Source organism: Microcystis aeruginosa NIES-4325 (genome assembly GCF_008974145.1).
Classification (GTDB): Bacteria; Cyanobacteriota; Cyanobacteriia; order Cyanobacteriales; family Microcystaceae; genus Microcystis; species Microcystis aeruginosa_G.
In genome coordinates this window covers 39,637-60,369 of record NZ_BJKP01000018.1, presented here as the reverse complement: position 1 = coordinate 60,369, position 20,733 = coordinate 39,637, and the positions used below count along the sequence as shown (strand labels likewise).

13 protein-coding genes are annotated in these 20,733 nt (G+C 39.3%); 12 read left to right on the top strand and 1 reads right to left on the bottom strand.

The genetic code is table 11. The features are described 5' to 3' along the window. The first annotated feature begins 239 nt into the window (after positions 1-239). The 12 genes from MiAbW_RS11690 to MiAbW_RS11635 all read left to right on the top strand — a co-directional run bounded on the left by MiAbW_RS11690 (position 240) and on the right by MiAbW_RS11635 (position 18,610). On the top strand, positions 240-812 hold the full coding sequence (locus MiAbW_RS11690; RefSeq protein WP_151696259.1) for a chorismate--pyruvate lyase family protein: 573 nt from the start codon (positions 240-242) through the stop codon (positions 810-812). A gap of 87 nt (positions 813-899) precedes the next feature. After that, positions 900-1,742, top strand: coding sequence for an acetylserotonin O-methyltransferase (locus MiAbW_RS11685; protein ID WP_238707263.1), 843 nt, complete (start codon positions 900-902; stop codon positions 1,740-1,742). Positions 1,743-1,958: 216 nt separating this feature from the next. Continuing rightward, entirely contained in the window at positions 1,959-2,651 is a 693-nt protein-coding gene (gene uppS, locus MiAbW_RS11680; protein WP_002783462.1) for a polyprenyl diphosphate synthase, read from the top strand. A gap of 58 nt (positions 2,652-2,709) precedes the next feature. Further along, the gene (locus tag MiAbW_RS11675; RefSeq protein WP_238707262.1) at positions 2,710-7,104 is read left to right on the top strand and encodes a non-ribosomal peptide synthetase; all 4,395 of its coding nucleotides are present in this window, start codon (positions 2,710-2,712) and stop codon (positions 7,102-7,104) included. Next, a complete protein-coding gene (locus MiAbW_RS11670; RefSeq protein ID WP_151696258.1) occupies positions 7,101-8,465 on the top strand; it encodes an aminotransferase family protein in 1,365 nt (454 codons plus the stop codon). The genes MiAbW_RS11675 and MiAbW_RS11670 overlap by 4 nt, the downstream gene beginning before the upstream one ends. Positions 8,466-8,467: 2 nt before the next feature. Beyond that, positions 8,468-9,568, top strand: a complete 1,101-nt coding sequence (locus tag MiAbW_RS11665) for an acyl-CoA dehydrogenase family protein (RefSeq protein ID WP_002783467.1) — start codon at positions 8,468-8,470, stop codon at positions 9,566-9,568. Positions 9,569-9,641: 73 nt separating this feature from the next. Further along, entirely contained in the window at positions 9,642-10,679 is a 1,038-nt protein-coding gene (locus MiAbW_RS11660) for a methyltransferase (RefSeq protein WP_002783468.1), read from the top strand. Between the two features lie 17 nt (positions 10,680-10,696). Next, positions 10,697-11,893: a thioester reductase domain-containing protein gene (locus MiAbW_RS11655; RefSeq protein ID WP_238707261.1), complete on the top strand. Its 1,197-nt coding sequence runs from the start codon at positions 10,697-10,699 to the stop codon at positions 11,891-11,893. 61 nt (positions 11,894-11,954) lie between these two features. Further along, positions 11,955-13,967 (top strand): ABC transporter ATP-binding protein/permease, encoded by a 2,013-nt coding sequence (locus MiAbW_RS11650; RefSeq protein WP_151696257.1) that lies wholly within the window; start codon positions 11,955-11,957, stop codon positions 13,965-13,967. A gap of 326 nt (positions 13,968-14,293) precedes the next feature. Beyond that, complete coding sequence (locus tag MiAbW_RS11645) at positions 14,294-16,306, top strand: phospholipase effector Tle1 domain-containing protein (RefSeq protein ID WP_151696256.1); 2,013 nt, start codon at positions 14,294-14,296, stop codon at positions 16,304-16,306. A gap of 51 nt (positions 16,307-16,357) precedes the next feature. Then, positions 16,358-16,837: a hypothetical protein gene (locus MiAbW_RS11640; protein ID WP_151696255.1), complete on the top strand. Its 480-nt coding sequence runs from the start codon at positions 16,358-16,360 to the stop codon at positions 16,835-16,837. A gap of 111 nt (positions 16,838-16,948) precedes the next feature. Next, positions 16,949-18,610: a GUN4 domain-containing protein gene (locus MiAbW_RS11635; protein ID WP_151696254.1), complete on the top strand. Its 1,662-nt coding sequence runs from the start codon at positions 16,949-16,951 to the stop codon at positions 18,608-18,610. Positions 18,611-18,831: 221 nt separating this feature from the next. On the opposite strand, the gene gnd is transcribed toward MiAbW_RS11635, so the two are convergent. Beyond that, positions 18,832-20,259, bottom strand: coding sequence for a decarboxylating NADP(+)-dependent phosphogluconate dehydrogenase (gnd, locus tag MiAbW_RS11630; RefSeq protein WP_151696253.1), 1,428 nt, complete (start codon positions 20,257-20,259; stop codon positions 18,832-18,834). Between the last annotated feature and the right edge of the window lie 474 nt (positions 20,260-20,733).

The following is a 20,733-nucleotide window of genomic DNA, read 5'->3' as shown; positions in this document are numbered from 1 at the left end:
CAGTCCTTATTTGAATTTGATGAAGATAGATTAATTTGTTCTCTGTTTTGCTATACACACAGAGGAAATGGAGGAAGAGAGTTTTATTCCTAGCTGCGCTTTGGCTGCCTGTCCCCAGCTAAAGCGCAATAAGAGATACAATCAATTTGTTCGTCTTTTTCCGAGGAAATAAATCCACTAATTATCGATGGGCTAACTTTATAAATCTCTCTCTATCAAGCAAATTAAGGAATTGTGCCATGATGCCAGAGAAACCACCGAATCGGTGTAAAATCGAGTTGCTAAAAAATAGTTTTAGCAAAACCCCTCTTAATCTTTCGGAGTTAAGCACACTCCAGCGAATCATTTTAATAACCGATGGGACTCTAACCGACATTTTAGAGATTTATTTGTTGGAAAAAATGTCAATTGTTAAACTGTCTGAAGAAGCGGTATATTTAGAGGAAGACTTGCCAGTTTTAGAGCTTGAAAAAGGTAGTAAAATTATCAAGAGAAAAATATTTCTTCGCAGTACAGTTAGCCAAAAAAATTTAATTTATGCCGAGTCTATTATTGTTATTGATAGGCTAAACACCAAGTTTCAAGAGGAATTAATCAATTCAGGAAAACCCATCGGTAAGCTTTGGTTAGAAAATCGGATGGAAACCTTTAAGGAAATCATTGATTTATCTCAAGAACCTGCGGGGGATTTGGCTGAGGATTTTCAAATCAGTCCAGAAGAAAAACTTTTTTCTCGTACCTATCGTGTTTTCTCTCAGAAGCAAGCGATTATGATGATTACAGAAAAATTTCCTGAGAGTTATTTCGTCTAAAAATATCTCTGGAGTCATTCCATTAACAACCATCTCAACTTTGCTCATTCAATCATGTTTAATCTTCAGCGAGAAAATCCTGGGCAAATGTCTGATAGAGACACTGTCTTGCAGATGATAAGGGGTTTTCAGATTAGCCAATGTATTTATGCGGCCGCCAAATTAGGAATTGTTGATATGTTGGCAGATGAAACAAAATCTTATCAACAGTTAGCCACTGAAACCAATACTCATGCTGATTTACTTTATCGTTTTTTGCGGACGTTAACCAGTCTGGGGATTTTAGAAGAAACCCAACCCAACTATTTCCAAAACACTGCTTTAGCAACTTATTTAAGAGATAAGCAACAGGGAACTGTTCGCAATTTTCTGATGGCGGAAATAGAAGAAAGTTATGCTAGTTGGGGAAATCTGACTCAAAGTTTAATCACAGGTCAAGGTGCTTTTGAGTCTATGTATGGTGTCAATATTGAAGAGTTTCATCAACAAAATTCTGATCAAGCTGAAGTTTTTGATCAAGCAATGGTTGATATAACTGCAATTCAAAACCCCCTGATTTTGGATGCTTATGATTTTTCTGTTGGGGAAATTGTCGCAGATATTGGCGGAGGATACGGAAAATTTCTGGATGCTATTTTACAAGATTATCCCCAGATTAAAGGGGTGCTATTTGAACAACCTTATTGTATTGAGCAGGGGAAATATCTACTAACACAAGAGGGAGTGATCGACCGTTGTAGTTTGATTACTGGGAGCTTTTTTGACCCCATTTTCCTTAAAGCAGACATTTATTTACTGAAGAAAATTCTGCTCAATTGGGATGATCAAAAAGCCCTTGAAATTCTCAAAAACTGTCGTCAGGCTATGGCCCCATCCTCTCGATTGTTAATCGTGGATCGAAGTTTTGCACAAAAATCGTTGGAAGGATAATTTAGCTGATCTCAATTTATGGATGCTAGGTTCAGGAAAAATTTGCTCGGAATCTGAATTTAGGGTATTATTAGAAACGGCTGGCTTTCAAATAACTAAAATTATTGACAGTCAATCTATAGAGAGTTTAATTGAAGCTACTCCACTCTAAACCAGAAACTTAAATACCGATCTGTTTGCCAAACTACTCAATTTAACCTGATCAGGAAAAATTTTATGACTAACAACATCTCTACTAAACCTCTCAAGCATATTGCCATCATTCCAGACGGTAACAGAAGATGGGCAAAAAATCAGGGCTTATCTCCCCAAGAAGGTCACATAAAAGCATTTATAGAGGTGGCACCTTCCCTATTAAAAACGATTTGGGATAAGGAAATTTACGGCGCGACATTGTGGCTGTTCTCCACCGAAAACTGGAAGCGTTCCGATAGCGAAGTTGACAACTTAATGGATGTTTTTAGTCAGTTTCTCAGCAATTTATTGCCCTTATCAGTTGAATACTCAGTACAGTTGCGACACTTAGGTAGAAAAGATCGCCTTCCTGAACATCTCTTGTCTATTGTTGAGGAGGTAGAGCATAGCACCAAAGGAATGACCGGTCACATCTTCAATTTTGCCCTAGACTACGGTGGTGAAGATGAGATAATCCGCGCAGTCCGCCGCCTAGTAGAAAAGGGGGTTAAACCTGAAGAGATCGAACCTCATCAGCTAATGGATCAATTTTGTCCGCCGCCAGATCTGATTATTCGGACCTCTGGAGAATGTCGGTTATCTGGATTTATGCCCCTACAGAGTTGTTATAGTGAACTCTACTTTACAAATACCTTCTTTCCCGATCTAACTCCAGCAGATATTGAAGAAGCTATCCACTGGTTTCAAAATCGCGAGCGTCGCTTTGGAAAATAGGATCAAGCAAATTAAGCCAACTATGGCCCTTGAGTGAAATCAAATTACTTTAGTTCCCATGACTCAATCTATTCATCAATTATTTGAACAGCAGGTACAACGCACCTCTGAAGCTATGGCGCTGATTGGGGAAAACTGGCAAATTAGCTATGAAAGCTTAAATCAAAAAGCCAATCAACTGGCCCATTATTTACAAAAATGTGGGCTAAAACCGGAAAGTCTCGTCGGCTTATCTGTTGAACGTTCCCCGGAAATGGTGATGGCCCTTTTGGCTATTCTCAAAGCCGGATGCGCCTATGTTCCCCTCGACCCCGACTATCCCCCGGAGCGCTTGGATTATATGATACAAGATGCTCAATTATCTCTTATAATCACCAATAGTTATTTAATCGGTAAATTCGGGGACAATCAGAGAGTTAAATTTCTGAAATTGGATGAAGATTGGGAGCTAATTGCCCTAGAAAAGCCAGAAAATCCCGATATTGAAGTTAACCCCGAAAACCTCGCTTATATTATCTATACATCAGGTTCCACCGGAAAACCCAAGGGCGTGATGATTGAACATCGCTCTGTGGTTAATTTTATTGAAGTGGTTAAGACTACCGCTAATCTCAGTCAAAGCGATCGAATTTTACAATTTGCCTCGATTAGTTTTGATGTTGCCGTCGAGGAAATTTATCCTTGCTTAACTGTTGGTGGCACAGTGTTTTTGCGAACTGAGGCGATGTTAAGCTCATTTTCTAGCTTTATCGAAAAGTGTCGAGAATGGCAACTAACAATCTTAGATTTACCCACAGCTTTTTGGCAGGCTTTAATTAGCGAATTAGCGCGAACTAAGGAACCCTTCCCCGAATCGGTGCGATTATTATTTGTGGGTGGAGAAAGTTTATTACCCGAAAAACTCAAACTATGGCAGCAATATATAGAAGAAATGTTACAAACTGGGAAACTCCGCCGAGTACCCCAATTAATTAACGCTTATGGACCGACAGAAACCACTGTCGAAGCAACCTATTGTGATTTATCTAATTATAAATTAACAGAAAACTGTACCTCTGTCCCTATTGGTCGTCCCATCAATCAGACACAAATCTATATTCTTGATCAGAATTTACAGCCTGTCCCCCAAGGAACTCAAGGGGAATTATATATTGCTGGTATTAGTTTAGCGAGAGGTTATCTCAATCAGCTAGAATTAACCCAAGAAAACTTTATCAATAACCCTTTTAATCCCTCAGAACGGCTTTATAAAACTGGAGATTTGGGTCGCTATTTAGGCGATGGTGACATTGAATACTTAGGACGCATTGACAATCAAATTAAGATTCGAGGTTTTCGGGTAGAACTAGGAGAAATTGAGAATGTATTGATTCAACACTCGGCGATTGATTCGGCGGCGGTTATCCTCAGCCAAGATCAATTAGGGGATAAACAGTTAATCGCTTATGTCGTTCCTCATCTAACTTCTGAGGATTCCTTAGAACAGGAAAAAACTCAACAAGAATATCTGGCTCTTTGGAAAACTGTTAATCAGCAAACCGATAGTAAAACACCTATTCAAAGTGATCTTACTTTTAATATTATTGGTTGGGATAGTAGTTATGACGGACAGCCAATTCCCGAAGAAGAAATGCACGAATGGGTTAATAAAACCGTTGAGCGCATTCAAGAATTACACCCAGAAAAAGTTTTAGAAATTGGCTGCGGCACCGGATTATTATTAACTCGAGTTGCCCCGGATTGTTCCGAGTATGTAGGTCTTGATTTTTCTCGTCCTGCTTTAGATCATATTCGGAAAATTCAGCAAACAATAGGCGGTTTAGATCATGTAACTTTGTGGGAACGAAGCGCCGATGATTTAGCGGGGTTGGAGTCAGAAAGTTTTGATACTGTTATCATGAACTCTGTGCTGCAACATTTCCCCAGTACCGCCTACCTATTGCAAGTTTTAGAAGGGTTAATTAAACGGGTTAAAAAAGGAGGTCATATTCTTGTTGGAGATATTCGTAATTTAGCCCTTTTGCCAACCTATTGTAATTCTGTAGAAGCTTATCGGGCTAATGATCATGTTCTTGCCTGTCAATTACAAGAAAGAATTACCCGCAAACAACAAGCAGAAGAAGAGTTGTTATTACATCCCTTTTTCTTCCTAGAACTTCAACAACAATTTCCTGAAATTACTCATGTGCAAATAAAACCCAAAACTGGGGTTTATGATAATGAATTAACTCGCTTTCGTTACGAGGCGATTTTATCTATCAATAGTTCCGTTGAACCGTTGACAGAGATTGATTGGTTAGACTGGCAAAAAGAACAACTGAACTTAGACGAAGTTAAACGTATTTTAACTGAAGATCAACCGAAAAATTTAGGTATTTCTCGTATTCCTAATGCTCGTTTGAGCAAGGAAGTTAAGGTTCAACAATGGTTAGAAGAAGCTGATCAAAGCGACTCACTTAAGCAACTAAACCAGTGGCTAGGTAAGCAGCCGAAGCATGGGGTAGAAATTGATCGGATAATGGCTCTTGTGGAGGACTTACCTTATCACCTAGAGATTAGCTGGATTAACACCGATGCCACAGGATATTATGATCTAGTTTTTAGCCATAAATCCGCACCATTCCAACCAGCAATTTTTTCCATTAGTTCTCCTATTGAAGATATATTTACCTATGCCAATAATCCAATCGAGATTAAATTTAAGCAGCAATTAGTATTAGAACTCAGTCAATTTATCAAAAGTCAATTGCCAGAATATATGCTGCCCAATGCCATCAGTATTTTAGACAAATTGCCCCTTACGCCTAATGATAAAATAGACCGTCTAGCCTTGTCAAAACTGGCAAAACCGAGTTATCTATTAACCAGTAATAAAGCTAATTTTGTGGCTCCTCGTAATCGAGAAGAAGAAATATTAGCGAACTTGTGGTCTGAAGTTCTGCAACTAGAGCCAATAGGTATTAATGATAACTTCTTTGAGTTAGGCGGAAATTCTCTCAAAGTCATTATTTTATTGAATAGAATCCAAGAAAAGTTGAATAAAAACTTGCAGATGCTTGACCTATTTCAGTCGCCCACCATTGCTGAATTAGTAACTTGTTTGTCAAAAAAATCATCAACATTTAACAGAATTGAAGCAACAAATTCCCAATCTGCTGACGAAATTCGCTATTATCCGCCCTCTTTTGCTCAAGAGCGATTTTGGGATTATCGTCATTTAGGTAGCTTTTATTATCTACCTAACTACTTCCATCTGGAAGGAAAGCTGAATGTAGCTATTTTGGAAAAAAGTTTTAATGAGATTATTCGTCGCCATGAAATTCTAAGAACAAAATTAGAAGAAATCAATGGTTCTTTAAGGCAGGTTGTCTATCCCAATACAAAGATAGCTCTTGAAATTATTGATCTGCAAAACCGCTCAGAAGTAGAGCAACAGCAAGAAATAGAAAGAATAACCGCAGAAAAAATCAAAAACCAAGTTTTTCTGGACAAAGATCCTTGGTTGTTTGTTAATCTACTACAATTGTCGGAAACATCTCATATTTTGCTGATCGGTTTACACATAATGCTGGCCAATGAACAATCTTCGGAAATATTAATGGCAGAGTTGAGTCTTCTCTACGATACTTTCCTCTCTGATAACCCTTCTCCTTTGGACGAATTACCCCTACAATATAGCGATTATGCAATCGCCGAACGTCAATCTCTTACAGAAGAAGGACTAAAAATAAGGCGCGACTATTGGCAACAGTGGTTAAGTCGAGAACCCCAACCTTTAAACCTTCCCACTGACAGATCGCTACCAGAGGTGCAAAGCTTCCAGGCAGCCACCCTAAAAACGCAGATTTCTCCTGAACTGACTACTCAGTTAGAAATTTTGAGTCAGAAACAAAAAGTGACTTTTTTTACCACCATCGCCACTGCCTTTGGACTTTTACTCCATCAGTACGATTCTCAGGAAAGTCTCGTTATCTGCGTTCCAGCGATTGATAGCAATCAGCAGCAATTTGCATCTGTCATGGGAGATTTTGGTAAGCACTTGCTTTTAAGACTTAATTTTGGCGAAAATGACCACTTTTTTCACCTATTAAAACGGGTTCAACAGGAGATGCTTGCTGTTATCACTCACCAAGATGTACCTTTTGAGCAAATCGCCAAAACCTTTGACCCGCCGATAGAGCGAAATAAACGCTTTTTTAGAGTGTATTTAGACTTTTTACAAAAAGCTCCCACAGATCATTTAGAATTATCGGGTTTGAATGTCACCCCCATACCGATTAAATCATCAATGGCAAGAGTAGATTTAGGAATATTGTTCTGGAAAAAAAATACTCCTTCAGGAACTGTTATTCAGCTATGGTGGAAGTATAAAAAAGAGTTGTTTCAAGCAGATACTATCACTAGGATAGCGTCAAATTTTGAAAATTTATTAGAGGTAATCGTCAATCAATGAAACCCGATCAATCCCATGTTTTCAATACAACTCGTTGGCATAATACCTGTTTAATGGCAGAATCGGGAAAAGGTATTTATGTTTATGATTCAGAGGGAAAAATCTATCTAGATGCCATCGGGGGGACTCATGTTATTTCCATCGGTCATGGTGTCACAGAAGTGGCCGATGCCATGGCAGAACAAGCTCGTCAACTGTGTTTTATTCATAAGGCTCAATTCACCAGTGAACCCCAGGAAAAGTTGGCCAATGTGGTGACAACAATGGCTCCCGAAGGTATGGATAGAGTCGGTTTTGTCACCAGTGGTTCAACCGCTAATGAAATGGCTTTTCAAATAGCTCTTTATTACCATAAACTACGAGGCAAAGCCAGCAAATACAAAATTATTTCTCGTTGGCATAGCTATCACGGACATACAATTGCCACTCTCGCCATGACTGGTAGTAGGTTTGTGCGAGAAAGTTTATCACCCTTTGACCTCTTAAATTTTCCCCATATTCAAGCACCTCACTGTTATCAATGTCCCTATAAACTTACCTATCCCAGTTGTGAATTAACTTGTGCTAATGAACTAGCAAGAATAATCGAACAAGAAGGAGCAGATACCATAGCAGCTTTCGTGGCTGAACCGATTATTGGCGGTGCCGGGAGTGCCATTGTTCCGCCTCCTGGCTATTATGAAAAAGTGCGAGAAATTTGTGATTTCTATGATATTCTTTGGATTTCTGAGGAAGTTATCACGGGTTTTGGTCGAACGGGTAAAAACTTTGGGGTTGACCATTGGGCGGCAATTCCCGATATAATTACAGCCACGAAAGCCTTAAGCAGCGGGTACGCTCCTATTGGTGCAGTTATTGTTCATCAACGGGTTCGGGAAGTATTTGACAATGCAACTAAAAATATACCCCTGTCATTGTTTACCTATGCCGGTCATCCTATTAGTTGCGCTGCGGCTTTAGCTGTGCAGAACTATATGGCTAAACATAATTTAATAGAACGATGTGCAGTGATGGGTAAATACCTCAAACATCAATTAGAAAAACTGGCTGAACGGGAGCCAATCATAGGCGATGTTCGGGGGGAAGGATTATTAATAGGAATTGAATTTGTTAAAAATCGAGACAATCATCAACCTTTTTCTCGTTCCCTGGGTATTACTGAAAAAATTATGCAAGTAGGCTTAGAAAATGGATTAATCCTCAGAGGGAGGTTTGGTACTGGTGTCGGAGTCGATGGAGACCATATCTTAATTTCGCCACCCTTTATTATCACAGAAACTCAATGTGATGAATTGGTGGAAAAGTTAGAGTTAACTTTCAAGCAAGTAAAACATTCTTTAAAATTGGTTGAGGTGTGTTAAAGATGATCGCTCAAAACAGTCTGCTACAAACAGCTAAATCCTATTTAATATCATCCGTTGCCCCTAATGCAACAGAAATTGATCGGGACACCAATGCTTTGCGACAAGCACTTCATGGTCTGGCAGAATTAGGTTTATTGGGATTAAGAATTCCCCCTCAATGGGGGGGGACTCAAGTGAGTCAAGAAACTTTTGATGATTTTCAAGCGTTAGTAGCCAGATATTCTGGTGCTTTGGCATTTTTGCAAACTCAACACCAGGGGGCGGGAGTCATGCTGTCGCGCAGCGAAAACTTGACGTTAAAACAAAAATATTTGCCTTTAATGAGCCAAGGCAAACTTTTGTTAGGCGCCAGTAATTCTCATTGGCGAAGGACTAACGAACAGCCCTTAAAAACCTTCCCCGTGCCTGGGGGCTATCAGTTAGAAGGAAAAGTACCTTGGGCGAGCGGTTGGGACATATTGGAGGAACTTATTGTCGTGGCTGCTTTACCTAGTGGTGACTCTCTTTTTGGGATAGTTCCTTTTCAAGAAATGGTTCAGGAGCAAGGGGGTGTAATTAGCTTTACTGAACCAGCGCAACTAGGGGCGATGACATCCACTAACACGGTGAGTGTTATCCTGAACGAATGGTTTTTGTCTGAAGAGCTTGTGGTTGATATTAAATCAGCAAGTTGGATGGCGGAAAATGATAAAAATAGAATCTTGACTCGATTTACTTTTGCAACTATCGGATGTGCTTATGCAGCCTTAGATATCCTACAAAATACTGTGCAAAAAAATTCTCAGCCTTTTATTAAGGATGCTTTTGAAGCCTTGTCTTCAGAATTAGATAGCTGTAAAAATTCTCTCAAGAAAGCTAATAACAATCCAGCTTTAGATTTGGCAGAAAAACACAAATTGCGAGCTTGGACTATTGACTTGGCATGGCGTTGTACTCTGGCGGCGGTTACTATTTCTAAAGGCGCAGCTAATTTAGTCAGCCACCCCGCTCAAAGAATTTATCGAGAGGCTCTAGTTTTTGCTGTTTCTGGTCAAACTGAGGGAATAATACAGTCAAGCCTAGAATTGTTGACAAGTAAGGTAAAATCGTTAATAATTTAGCCAAGGATCTATTCTTAGCAAAAAATACCCTTTTTAGGGAATCCGTAAGCTCAATCAAAAAGGTCATTAAATTATGTTTAATCTTCCTGGGGAAAACCCAAATCAAATATCTCCTAGAGACACCGTTTTACTGATGATTAGGGGGTTTCAGATCAGTCAATGTATTTATGCTGCTGTAAAATTAGGAATTCTTGATCTGTTAGGAGATGGCTCAAAACACTATCAAGAATTAGCGACGGAAACTAACACTCATGCTGATTCTCTCTATCGTCTTTTACGAACTTTGGTCAGTTTAGGAGTTTTGCAAGAAAATCAACCGGATTATTTTCAAAATACTCCCTTAGCGGCTTATCTAAGGGATGATCAAGTGGGAACTTTACGCAACTGGCTAATTACCGAGATAGAAGAAAGTTATGCTTGTTGGGGCAATTTTACCCAAAGTTTAACGACTGGTGAAGGAGCTTTTAAAGCCATGTATGGTCTTGATATTGAGGAGTACCATCGAGAGAATCCTAGCCAAAATAAAGTTTATGATCAATCAATGAATGATATAACCACATTCCAAATAGCCAAAATATTAGAAGCTTATGATTTTTCCTCCGTAGAAGTATTGGCAGATATTGGAGGCGGTCAGGGAAAACTGATTGCTGCTATCTTAAAACGTTACCCTCAAATAAAAGGGATACTTTTTGAACAGCCATACTCCCTTGAAAAAGCCAAAAATTTATTGAAACAGGAAGGGGTAAGCGAACGCTGTGAGTTGATAAGTGGAGATTTTTTTGAATCGGTTCCCGTCGTAGCGGATGTTTATTTACTTAAGCAAGTTTTGCTCAGTTGGAATGATCAACAAGTGGTTGATATTCTCAAAAACTGTCGCCAGTATATGCCTTCCACATCTCGATTATTAATTGCAGAAAGAATTATCCGCAAAATTTATTGGAGAGACAATTTAGCTGATCTACAGTTATGGATGCTTCATTCAGGAAAAATTCGCTCAGAAAATGAATTAAAAGTCCTATTAACAAGTGCTGGATTTCAAATAGATAGAATTATTGACACTATGCCTGTGCAGAGTTTGATTGAAGCAAGTCCACTCCCTAAATTAAATTAGATATGTCCTAGCAAATAATGAGCAATCAAGAATGTATTCCAAATTTAAAAACAGAAGCTATTCTTAATCCTGATATCAGTTTTGACAGTCCTCTGAAGGAGGATATTGACGAGCCAAAATCAATTTTTTTAACTGGCGCTACTGGATTTTTAGGGGCTTATTTGCTCCGGGAACTGATCGATCAAACCACCGCTAATATCTATTGTTTAATTCGTTGTCATACTTTAGAAACTGGTAAACAGCGACTAAAAGAAAACCTCCAATCTTACCAACTTTGGCAGGAACCTTTTGATGATCGTATTATCCCAATGCTTGGCGATTTGGCTCAACCATTGTTAGGTCTTTCTGAGAAAGAGTTTTGTCAATTAGCCACCGAGATTGATGTTATTTATCATAACGGATCACAAAACCACCCGATCCCCCCTTACTATCAAATGAAAGCGGTTAATGTTCTGGGAACTCAAGAAATTCTTAAGTTAGCCGGACTAAGAAAAACTAAACCTGTTCATTTTATCTCGACACTGGCCATTTTTTTTAGTCAGGCTCATAGACAAGATACACCCATTAGAGAGACAGAATTTCCTCGATTTTCTCCCAGTTTAAATACGGGCTATAAACAAAGCAAATGGGTTGCTGAAGAATTAATACACCTAGCTCAAAAAAGAGGTTTGCCCGTCTCTATTTATCGACCCACAAGAATTATGGGTGACAGCAAAACTGGAATTTATAGAAAATCGAATAATTTCTTTTTTCAGTTTATTCAAATATGTATTAAATCAGAAAAATTTCCCACTTTTGATGTGGATATAAATATCATTCCCATTGACTATGCCAGTAAAGCTATTGTTTATCTCTCAAGGCACAAGCAACTTCTGGGAAAAACCTTTCATTTAGTTAATCCTGAATCAATTTCATGGCAGAGACTTTTTGAACTAATTAATGCCTGTGGTTATGCCACTGAAGCGGTATCCGCTAAAAATTGGTTAGTGATGGTTGAAAATTACCTTTTTGAGCAGGGAGGAGAAAAAGCCGTTAGTTCTTGCTTCCCAATTATTTTAAAATCAGCTAAAATGATTGGTCAGACAAAGCCTCGCTTCGATGCTTGTCAAACTATCGAGGGATTAGCCCATAGCTCAATCGTTTGTCATCCTCTCGATTTATCCCTGATCTCTACTTATTTACTTGCTTGGAAAAATATGAGACAAAAATGTTAAACTAGCAAAGGCTCAACTGCTGCCCGACTACCAATAGCGTCAACCCCTTTTTTTTGGAAATATGTCAACCCAAGTTGCTGAAAATAAAAATGTACTTGCTTCTTTTAACCAATTTTTGAAAGATGTCAAGGCGATTACTCAACCTTACTGGTATCCGACCGAACCAGGAGCAAGAAGCTTTCCCGCAGTAATTCGTGGCTGGGGAATGCTATTTTTGCTACTTTTTCTAATCCTCGGGCTAGTAGTCGTAACGCTTTTTAATAGTTTTGCTATTCGTCGCTTGATTGACGCAATTGTACAACAGGGAGACTATGCCAAATTTAATCGGGAATTGATCGCCTATGTGATTGGGCTGATCTTGGTGACACTGCTAGTCGGTTACAGTAAAAATATTTCCAAAAAAATTGCTTTAGATTGGTATGAATGGCTAAATAGTCAGGTTTTAACTAAATACTTCCATAAACGTGCCTATTATAGAATTAATTTCAAATCTGATATTGATAATCCCGATCAACGCATTGCTCAAGAAATTGAACCGATCACCAGTAATGCTCTTAGCTTTTTCTCATCTTTCCTAGAAAAAAGCCTGAAGATGCTTGTCTTTTTAGTGGTGATTTGGACGATTTCTGAGCGGATTGCTATTCCCCTACTTATTTATACAGTCATCGGTAATTTTATCGCCCTTTATTTAAATCAAGAATTAATCAAGATCAATGAAAAGCAATTAGCTTCAAAAGCTGATTATAATTATGCGTTAACTCACGTTCGGAATCATGCTGAATCCATCGCTTTTTTTCGGGGGGAAAAAGAAGAATTAAATATCATTCAGCGAAGATTTAAAAAGGTATTAGAAGATACTCTCGATAAAATTGATTGGGAAAGAGGGAACGAACTGTTTGCTAGGGGCTATCAAGCCGCTATTCAAGTATTTCCCTTCTTAATTCTGGGACCTTTGTATATTAGAGGTGAGATCGATTATGGACAGGTGGAACAAGCTTCCACAGCCTGTTATATATTCGCTACTTCTTTGGGCGACCTGATCACTGAATTTGGCATTTCGGGACGATTTTCTAGTTATGTTGAACGTTTAAATGAATTTGCGACTGCCCTAGAAACCGTCACTCAACAACCGGAGAATATCAGCACGATCAAAACTATAGAAGAAAATCATTTTGCCTTTGAGAAAGTCACTTTACAAACTCCCGACTATGAGCAGGTAATTGTCGAAGATCTATCTCTTTCTGTTCAACCAGGTGAAGGATTACTGATTGTTGGCCCTAGTGGCCGCGGCAAAAGTTCCCTCCTACGAGCGATCGCGGGTTTATGGAATTCCGGTACCGGACGTTTAATACGGCCACCCCTTGAAGAAATTCTCTTTTTACCCCAACGTCCCTACATTATCTTAGGAACCTTACGCGAACAACTGCTCTATCCTCAGACCGATCGTCAGATAACTAATAGCGAAATTCAAGCAGTATTGCAACAAGTCAATTTACAAAACGCACTAAGTCGGGTGGATGAATTTGACTCTGAAAAACCCTGGGAAAACATTCTCTCCCTAGGAGAACAACAACGTCTAGCCTTTGCTCGCCTCTTAGTTAATCCCCCCAGTTTTATCATTTTAGATGAAGCAACCAGCGCCCTAGATTTAGTCAACGAAAGGATTCTATATGAGCAATTAAAAGCTCGTAAGACAACTTTTATTAGTGTCGGTCATCGAGAAAGTCTCTTTAATTATCATCAATGGGTTCTAGAACTCTCGGCTAACTCTAGTTGGGAACTCTTGACTGTTGAAAATTATCGCCTTAAGAAAGCTCAAGAAATGTTTACTAATACCCCTAAGGACAATTCTGTAAAACCCGATATTACCATTAATTATGGGTCAGAATCCCCAGAAACCGATCAGTCTCTTGAGGGACTTTCTCATCAAGAGATGAAACTATTAACCGACTTATCGCTCTCTAGTGTTCGTAGTAAAGCTAGTCGCGGAAATTTGATCCTAGCCAAGGATGGTTTTACCTATCGTTATGACAAAAATCCTCAAATCTTAAAGTGGCTTAAAATCTCACCTTAAGCTCTCTGGCTGGAAAAGATTGATATAATCAGGCCAATAGCCAGACCTCGAATCGACCCCAGAACCTGGACAAACCCGCCAGCTGTCTGACGATGCCAGCAATTTAACTGCCAGTTTCTACCAACAAGAATTGAGTAAGAATATAGGATGAGAGGCTATTGAAACTAAATTTTACGAAAACTTCTCACTTATATCGCTAGATGATTAAAATGTGGTAAGCTAGGCGATAACGTTCACAAAGACCGCGACAAATAGATCAATCTCTTATTAGTCAGAGTCCCTGAACCCCTGATTACCTCTTTCTCCCCTAGGTGATTACAAAACCAATGGCTGAACAACGCTCTGTACTAAAATTTAATGGCATCGATGATTGCATGGAGCTATCCGGGAGATTTCTCGATATCGATCAGAGTGTTACCATTACATTTTGGGCAAAAGGAGAAAATAATTTAGCTACAGAAACTACTCTTTTAGAAGCTGTTAATCGCGAGAATAACCGCATACTACATATTACCCTTCCCTGGGGGAATTCCGTCAAACCTGCGATTTTTTGGGATGCAGGTAATGAAGAAGGTTTCGATCGAATTGAAAAAAAAGTCAAGATTAAAGATTATAGTGATTGGACTCACTGGGCCTTTGTCAAAAATGCCACCACAGGCCGAATGTTAATCCACCGTAACGGGATCATATGGCATCGTGGCAACGGTCATAACCGTACCTTAACCGGAATTGAAAAAATCATCTTAGGAGCCGCTGTTAATCTCTCCCATTATTGGCAAGGTTGTCTCGCCGAACTTTCTGTTTGGAATCAAGCACTTAGCCAAGAAGAAATCGAAAAAACGATGTATCAATCTCCCAGGGTTGATGACCTTAGCCTAGTCACTTATTTATCACTCAATGGCAGTGCAGAAGATCAAACAAGTTATAGCAATCATGGTATTCTTTATGGGACAACCTGGCAACTAGATAGTCTTCCCGCCAAACCGACCTCGCCCCCTAAATCAAAAACTCAGACTAGCAGTAAAGTTAGAAGGAATGCAAAAAGGATAACAATGGTCAACGAAATATTTAACTCCCTTGAAGAAGAAGAAGTAATTGAACAGGATGCTCCAGCCGAACATCAAGAACCCTCCCCAGAAGAGAATCCAGAATCAACTATAATCACCGAAGAAGCTGCCCTTACCAGCAATGAAATGGAGGAAATTACTGAAAAAGCAATTTCTCAACCAGATATACTGACTTATTCAAACCAGAAAAAACGGTTAATTATTTGTTGTGATGGTTCTTGGGAAGACTCGGCCAGTGCTTACCCCACCAACGTGGTTAAATTCGCCGAATCCATTAAATATATTGCCGAAGATCAAACCCCTCAAATCGTCTTTCTGTCAGGTTCTGGCAGCCCAGAAGATAACGAATTCATCAAAAGTTTAGGAAATGAAACTTTTGGCTGGGGACTCGATCGAATGATTCAAGATGCCTATCGTTTTCTTGTCCTTAACTACAATCCCAAAAGCGAAGATGAAATTTATTTATTAGGTTTTAGTCGCGGAGCATATATCGTTCGATGTTTGGCAAGTTTTATCGATAAATGCGGAATCCTAAAACCCTCTAAGATTAAAGAAATTCCCCAAGCTTATCAACTATATCGAGATCACACCGTTAGTTCCGATAGTGCCAAAGCTCAACAATTTCGTGCCGCTAATGCCAAAAAAATTGAGACAGAAAAAGAAGATTTTCAAGATCGTATTCCAGTCAAGATGTTAGGTTGCTGGGATACAGTTGGCAATTTGGGTATTCCCGATTTAACTCCCTGGTTTCCCCTAGCGAAGTTTTATCATAAAAAATATGAATTTAGTAATACAAAATTAAGTCCGATTATCCAAAATGCTTTTCATGCAGTTGCCATTGATGAAAAACGGAAAAACTTCCCTTCCACTGCGATCAAAGCCAATCCCGAAAATCCTGAACAAGTTGTCAAAGAAGTTTTATTTGTCGGTGAACATACCTGTCTAGGTGGTGGCAAAAAAGAATATCAAGGACTTTCCGACTACCCCTTACAATGGATGATTAATCAAGCCAAAAAATTGGGATTAGAGTTTAACTCAAATACCTCTGAATCCGAGGAATTCCAAATTAAACCAGACCCGACCATCAAGTTCGATAATACGGTCAAGGGATTGTCGGCCTTGGGAGGTGAGCAGTCGCGACATTTCAACACAAAAGTTGTTACCGTTCATCACAGTGTGGTCAAACGATTAAAAGCTTTTTCCGATTATCGTCCCAAAAATCTTGAACCGTTTCTTCAAGCTTTACTTGACAGCGAGCAACAGACAGATTAACCTTGCTTTACAATTAAACTAATCCTTCGCTAAAAATTTGAGGTGATTTTTATGGAACTCGATAACATTATTAAAAAAGTGGCTGGTGCTTATTTAGCTTCCGCTATTATTGCTGTCATCGTGCTAATTGTTACCCTCGGACAACCCTTTGTCGTTTTTCTGGGTATCGGAGCGATGGGGTTGGTGACTGTCTTAGGAGATGCGATCGCCGAGTACGGAATTGAAGCGGTTCTCAATGCTTTTTACGCCGAGCGAAGTAAAAAAGAATCTCTGGAAACACTTTTGGCTGAAATTGATAGTTTACCTCTGACTGATGACTTGAAATTAAAAACCAAAAAACACTTAACCGAGCATCAAGAACAGACAGTAAAGCAGCCAGAAACGGTAACTGATCCAACTCCTGAAAGTCCTCAAACAGTTGTTATTGAAAATGAACCAGTTATTGAAAATGAACCAGTTATTGAAAATGAACCGGTTGTTGAAAATGAAACAGTTGTTGAAAATGAAACAGTTGTCGTTGAAAATGTTTAATTAGGGGTTGCTCCCTCTTGTAATAGCTGGGGGAACCGAATAATTATTGCTAAGTATTGAGAAATTTTTTGGTCTAAGATAGCTATGCTAAATAGGAACTCTCAACATCTGATGACCTATAAAAAAATTGCCATTTATGAGCAAAGCTATCAACTTCCTGTTTTTAAGAATAGATGCTTAAAACATTTTCAGAAAATCATCAAGGAACGTCGGAAATTAATTCAGGAAGGAGTTCGCTACCATTACTATTTTGGTAAGATTATTAAACGAAAAGAAAAAATTACTCAACAAGAAATCCTGATTGAGACGCAGTTATTAATTAAAGACTATAATTTATTAATTAACGGACTAGAAATCTATCAAGACGGATATTATCGTTTTTTACTCCAACTCAGTGACAATCTCAAAATTTTATTTTCCCAAAAATATCAAGAATTAAAAATCTTAGACTACGAGAGAATAAAGTTAGAGATTAAAAATAATAATAATCAAAATATTCTCAATCAACTCAAGCTAGAAAAACAGGAAAATTTTCGGGCAATTTTGCTACTGGGAAAAACATCTTTTTTGATGTTGAGAAAAACGAAATTACTAGGGGAAGGAGTGCAAAAATTAGCCGAGTATACTCAAAAGCAGAAAAAAATTGTGCAAGCAATTATTCAAGAACTCAAAATTTATGAGGAATTAAATCATTACCAACTCAAATCCCAACAAGTTCGCCAAGAAATTGCTAATCTTGCCCAAAATGCGATTAATTTTGAAAACTACTTACAGGACTATTTTGCTCCTTTTCAATTATTAATAGAAGAAGTCCTTAAGGTGGATGAAGAATTTTATGCAACAGTGGGAGAAATTAAGTATTTGGTAGATAATATTTTTCCACCTCAACCTGATCTTTTAGAAACGTCAGATTCCGCCATAAATTCTGAGTTTTTGTTAAATTTTCTAGCAACTGGTTACGAGAAAGAAGCAAGGTTAAAAGAGGCTTTTTCCTCTGAGCAATTTGATGATTACTTATTCAATGAAAGTGAATGGTCAGCACAATTTATTTCCCTAGAAAAAACCATCAATAAATTATCTGCTCATTTAGCGGAACAAGAGGTTTGTCAAAAAGACACTATCCCCAAAATTCCCCTGGCAATAGTTGTTTCTCAATTCCCTCAAAACAATCTTGACAAATCTTCTAGTTCTAAAAATCCCCCGACTTCTCCAAATATCTTAACTCAAGAATCGGCGGATCTTGATTATAGTCAATTACAAGATTTGCTAAAAAAGCAACAGTGGCAAGCGGCCGATCGCCAAACAACCCAACTACTATTAAAAATTTTGGGTAGAACCTACTGGAATGAGGTTTACCCTCAAGATATTGCTCAATTACCTTGTTCAGAACTGAAAAAAATTGATCAACTGTGGCTGCATTATAGTCATGGTCATTTCGGGTTTAGTATTCAGCAGGCTATTTTCTCTAGTCTCGGTGGTTTAGTGGATTATGAAACTCAAAAGAAACTTGGCGATCGCTTAGGTTGGCGGAAGGAAGGTCAATGGCTCAATTATGAGCAACTAAACTTTCAATTAGAGCCGAATTCTCCCCTCGGTCATTTACCGGTTCATTGGTTGATTTTTGAGGAAAATCTTGGTTATTCATCTGCGGAAGCTTCTGATCATCAAAACTCCGTGGCTTTCTGGAGAGTTGGTAATTGGTTATTATGGCAACTTCACCTCGTTTTCAGCAAAATTCAAGCCTGTGGAATTATTCCTCTTTCTGACTTTTAAAGCCATTATCCCATTAAAAACTGATTGGGTATCCCTACCAATTTCTTGACCGATAGTTAATACTAAATCTGGTTATTAAAGACTGATTATTTATTCCCCTTTTTGCCTTTTGTGAGCAGAAAACGGGTTTCTCGGAGAAACCCGTTTTCTGAGCGTTAATATCGCCAAAAAATCTCCCCTTTTTACTGGAAATAAAAAGGGGGAGAAAATATTAGATAGCTTTAGGATTCAGTCATCCATTCCGTATGGAAAAACTCACCTCTGGGTTTATCGGTACGTTCGTAGGTATGAGCACCAAAATAATCCCGTTGTGCTTGGGTGAGATTTTGCGGCAAATTAGCCCGACGATAACTATCAAAATAGTCCAAAGAAGAACTAAAAGCCGGGACGGGAATTCCCAACTTATTAGCCAAGACTAACACCTCACGCCAAGCTTCTTGGCGATCGAGGATACTTTGCTTAAATTCCGGCGCTAACAACAAATTCGGCAGCCCCGGATTTTCCGCAAAAGCTTTGCGAATTTTATCCAAGAAACCGGCCCGAATAATACAGCCGCCCTTCCAGATCCGGGCCGATTCCGGCAGACTGATATTATAGTTAAACTCCTGAGAAGCTTTAGCGATTAAAGCCATACCCTGGGCATAGGAACACATTTTCGAGCAGTAAAGAGCATCACGCACCTTATCCACAAATAGTGCCGCATCCCCTGGATAGGTTTCCCCAGGTCCGGGTAACTCTTTGGCGGCTGCTACCCGTTCATCCTTATAAGCGGACATCACGCGAGCATTAACCGCAGCATAAATGGTCGGAATCGGCACCCCCAACTCCAAAGAACTTAACACAGTCCAGCGTCCGGTTCCCTTTTGTCCCGCCGAATCTAAGATTAAATCTACCAGATGATGACCGGTTTCTGGGTCAACACACTTAAAGATATCGGCGGTAATTTTAATTAAATAAAAAATAAACTCATCGGTGCGATTCCACTCGGCGAAAGTTTCCTGTAACTGCTGATTGCTTAGTCCTAGACCATTTTTCAGCACATCGTAGGCTTCCGCAATCAACTGCATATCGCCGTACTCGATGCCATTGTGAACCATTTTCACATAATGGCCTGCACCCCCGGAACCCACATAGGTGACACAGGGACCATCATCGACTTGGGCGGCAATTTTGGTTAAAATCGGCTCTAATTCCCGATAGGCGAACTCTGTACCCCCTGGCATCAGGGAAGGACCGTGCAGAGCACCTTCTTCGCCACCACTGACTCCCATCCCGACAAAACCCAGTTTAGTGGTCGATTCTAGGTCGCGGGTGCGTCTTTCCGTGTCCTCGTAGAGGGAGTTACCGCCATCGATAATCATATCTCCTTCTTCGAGAAGGGGTTTTAATTGTTCGATCACGGCATCCACCGGCGGGCCAGCTTTGACCATGACCAGGATTTTGCGGGGACGCTCTAAAATTTGGACGAATTCTTCTAAACTATAGGCCGCCTTGACATCTTTGCCGACGGCGCGAGTTTCCATAAATTCTTGAGTTTTGCTGGCGGTGCGATTGTAAACAGCGATAGGAAAACCCCGACTCTCCACATTGAGAGCGAGATTTTCTCCCATGACAGCTAGTCCGATAACACCGAAGGTACGTTTAGTCATAGAAATTCAGTCTCGGCTGATGCGTTCTTCCTCCCCTTTTAGCGCCTACTTTCCCTAAGATAGCTAAACTTTCCCTATTTCTTAAGCCTTGACTAATCAGTGATCAGTGATCAGTAATCAGTAATCAGTGATCAGATTTGGGTTTTCAGTGACTGGCATTGAGTGAGGAGTGTGACAGCGTTTCTCCTCAAGATGAAGTGTAACCTAAGTAGATAGGTATTAAAAACTTTCAGATCCCCCCTTATCAAGGGGGGATCAAGGGGGGATTAAAGGCAAAATCCATTTTTAATTTAATTATAACCAGCTACTTAATTTGGTATCATCCCCAGACGACTGGCTACTGTTGCCTGTTCCCTAAAACCAGAGACTTCCTACCTCACCATTAAGATAACTGCTATAAACGGCATTCACTGATGACTGAAAAACCCCCAAGCGCAGAAAAATTAATGCTAATGTTAAATTAAATTAAGAAAA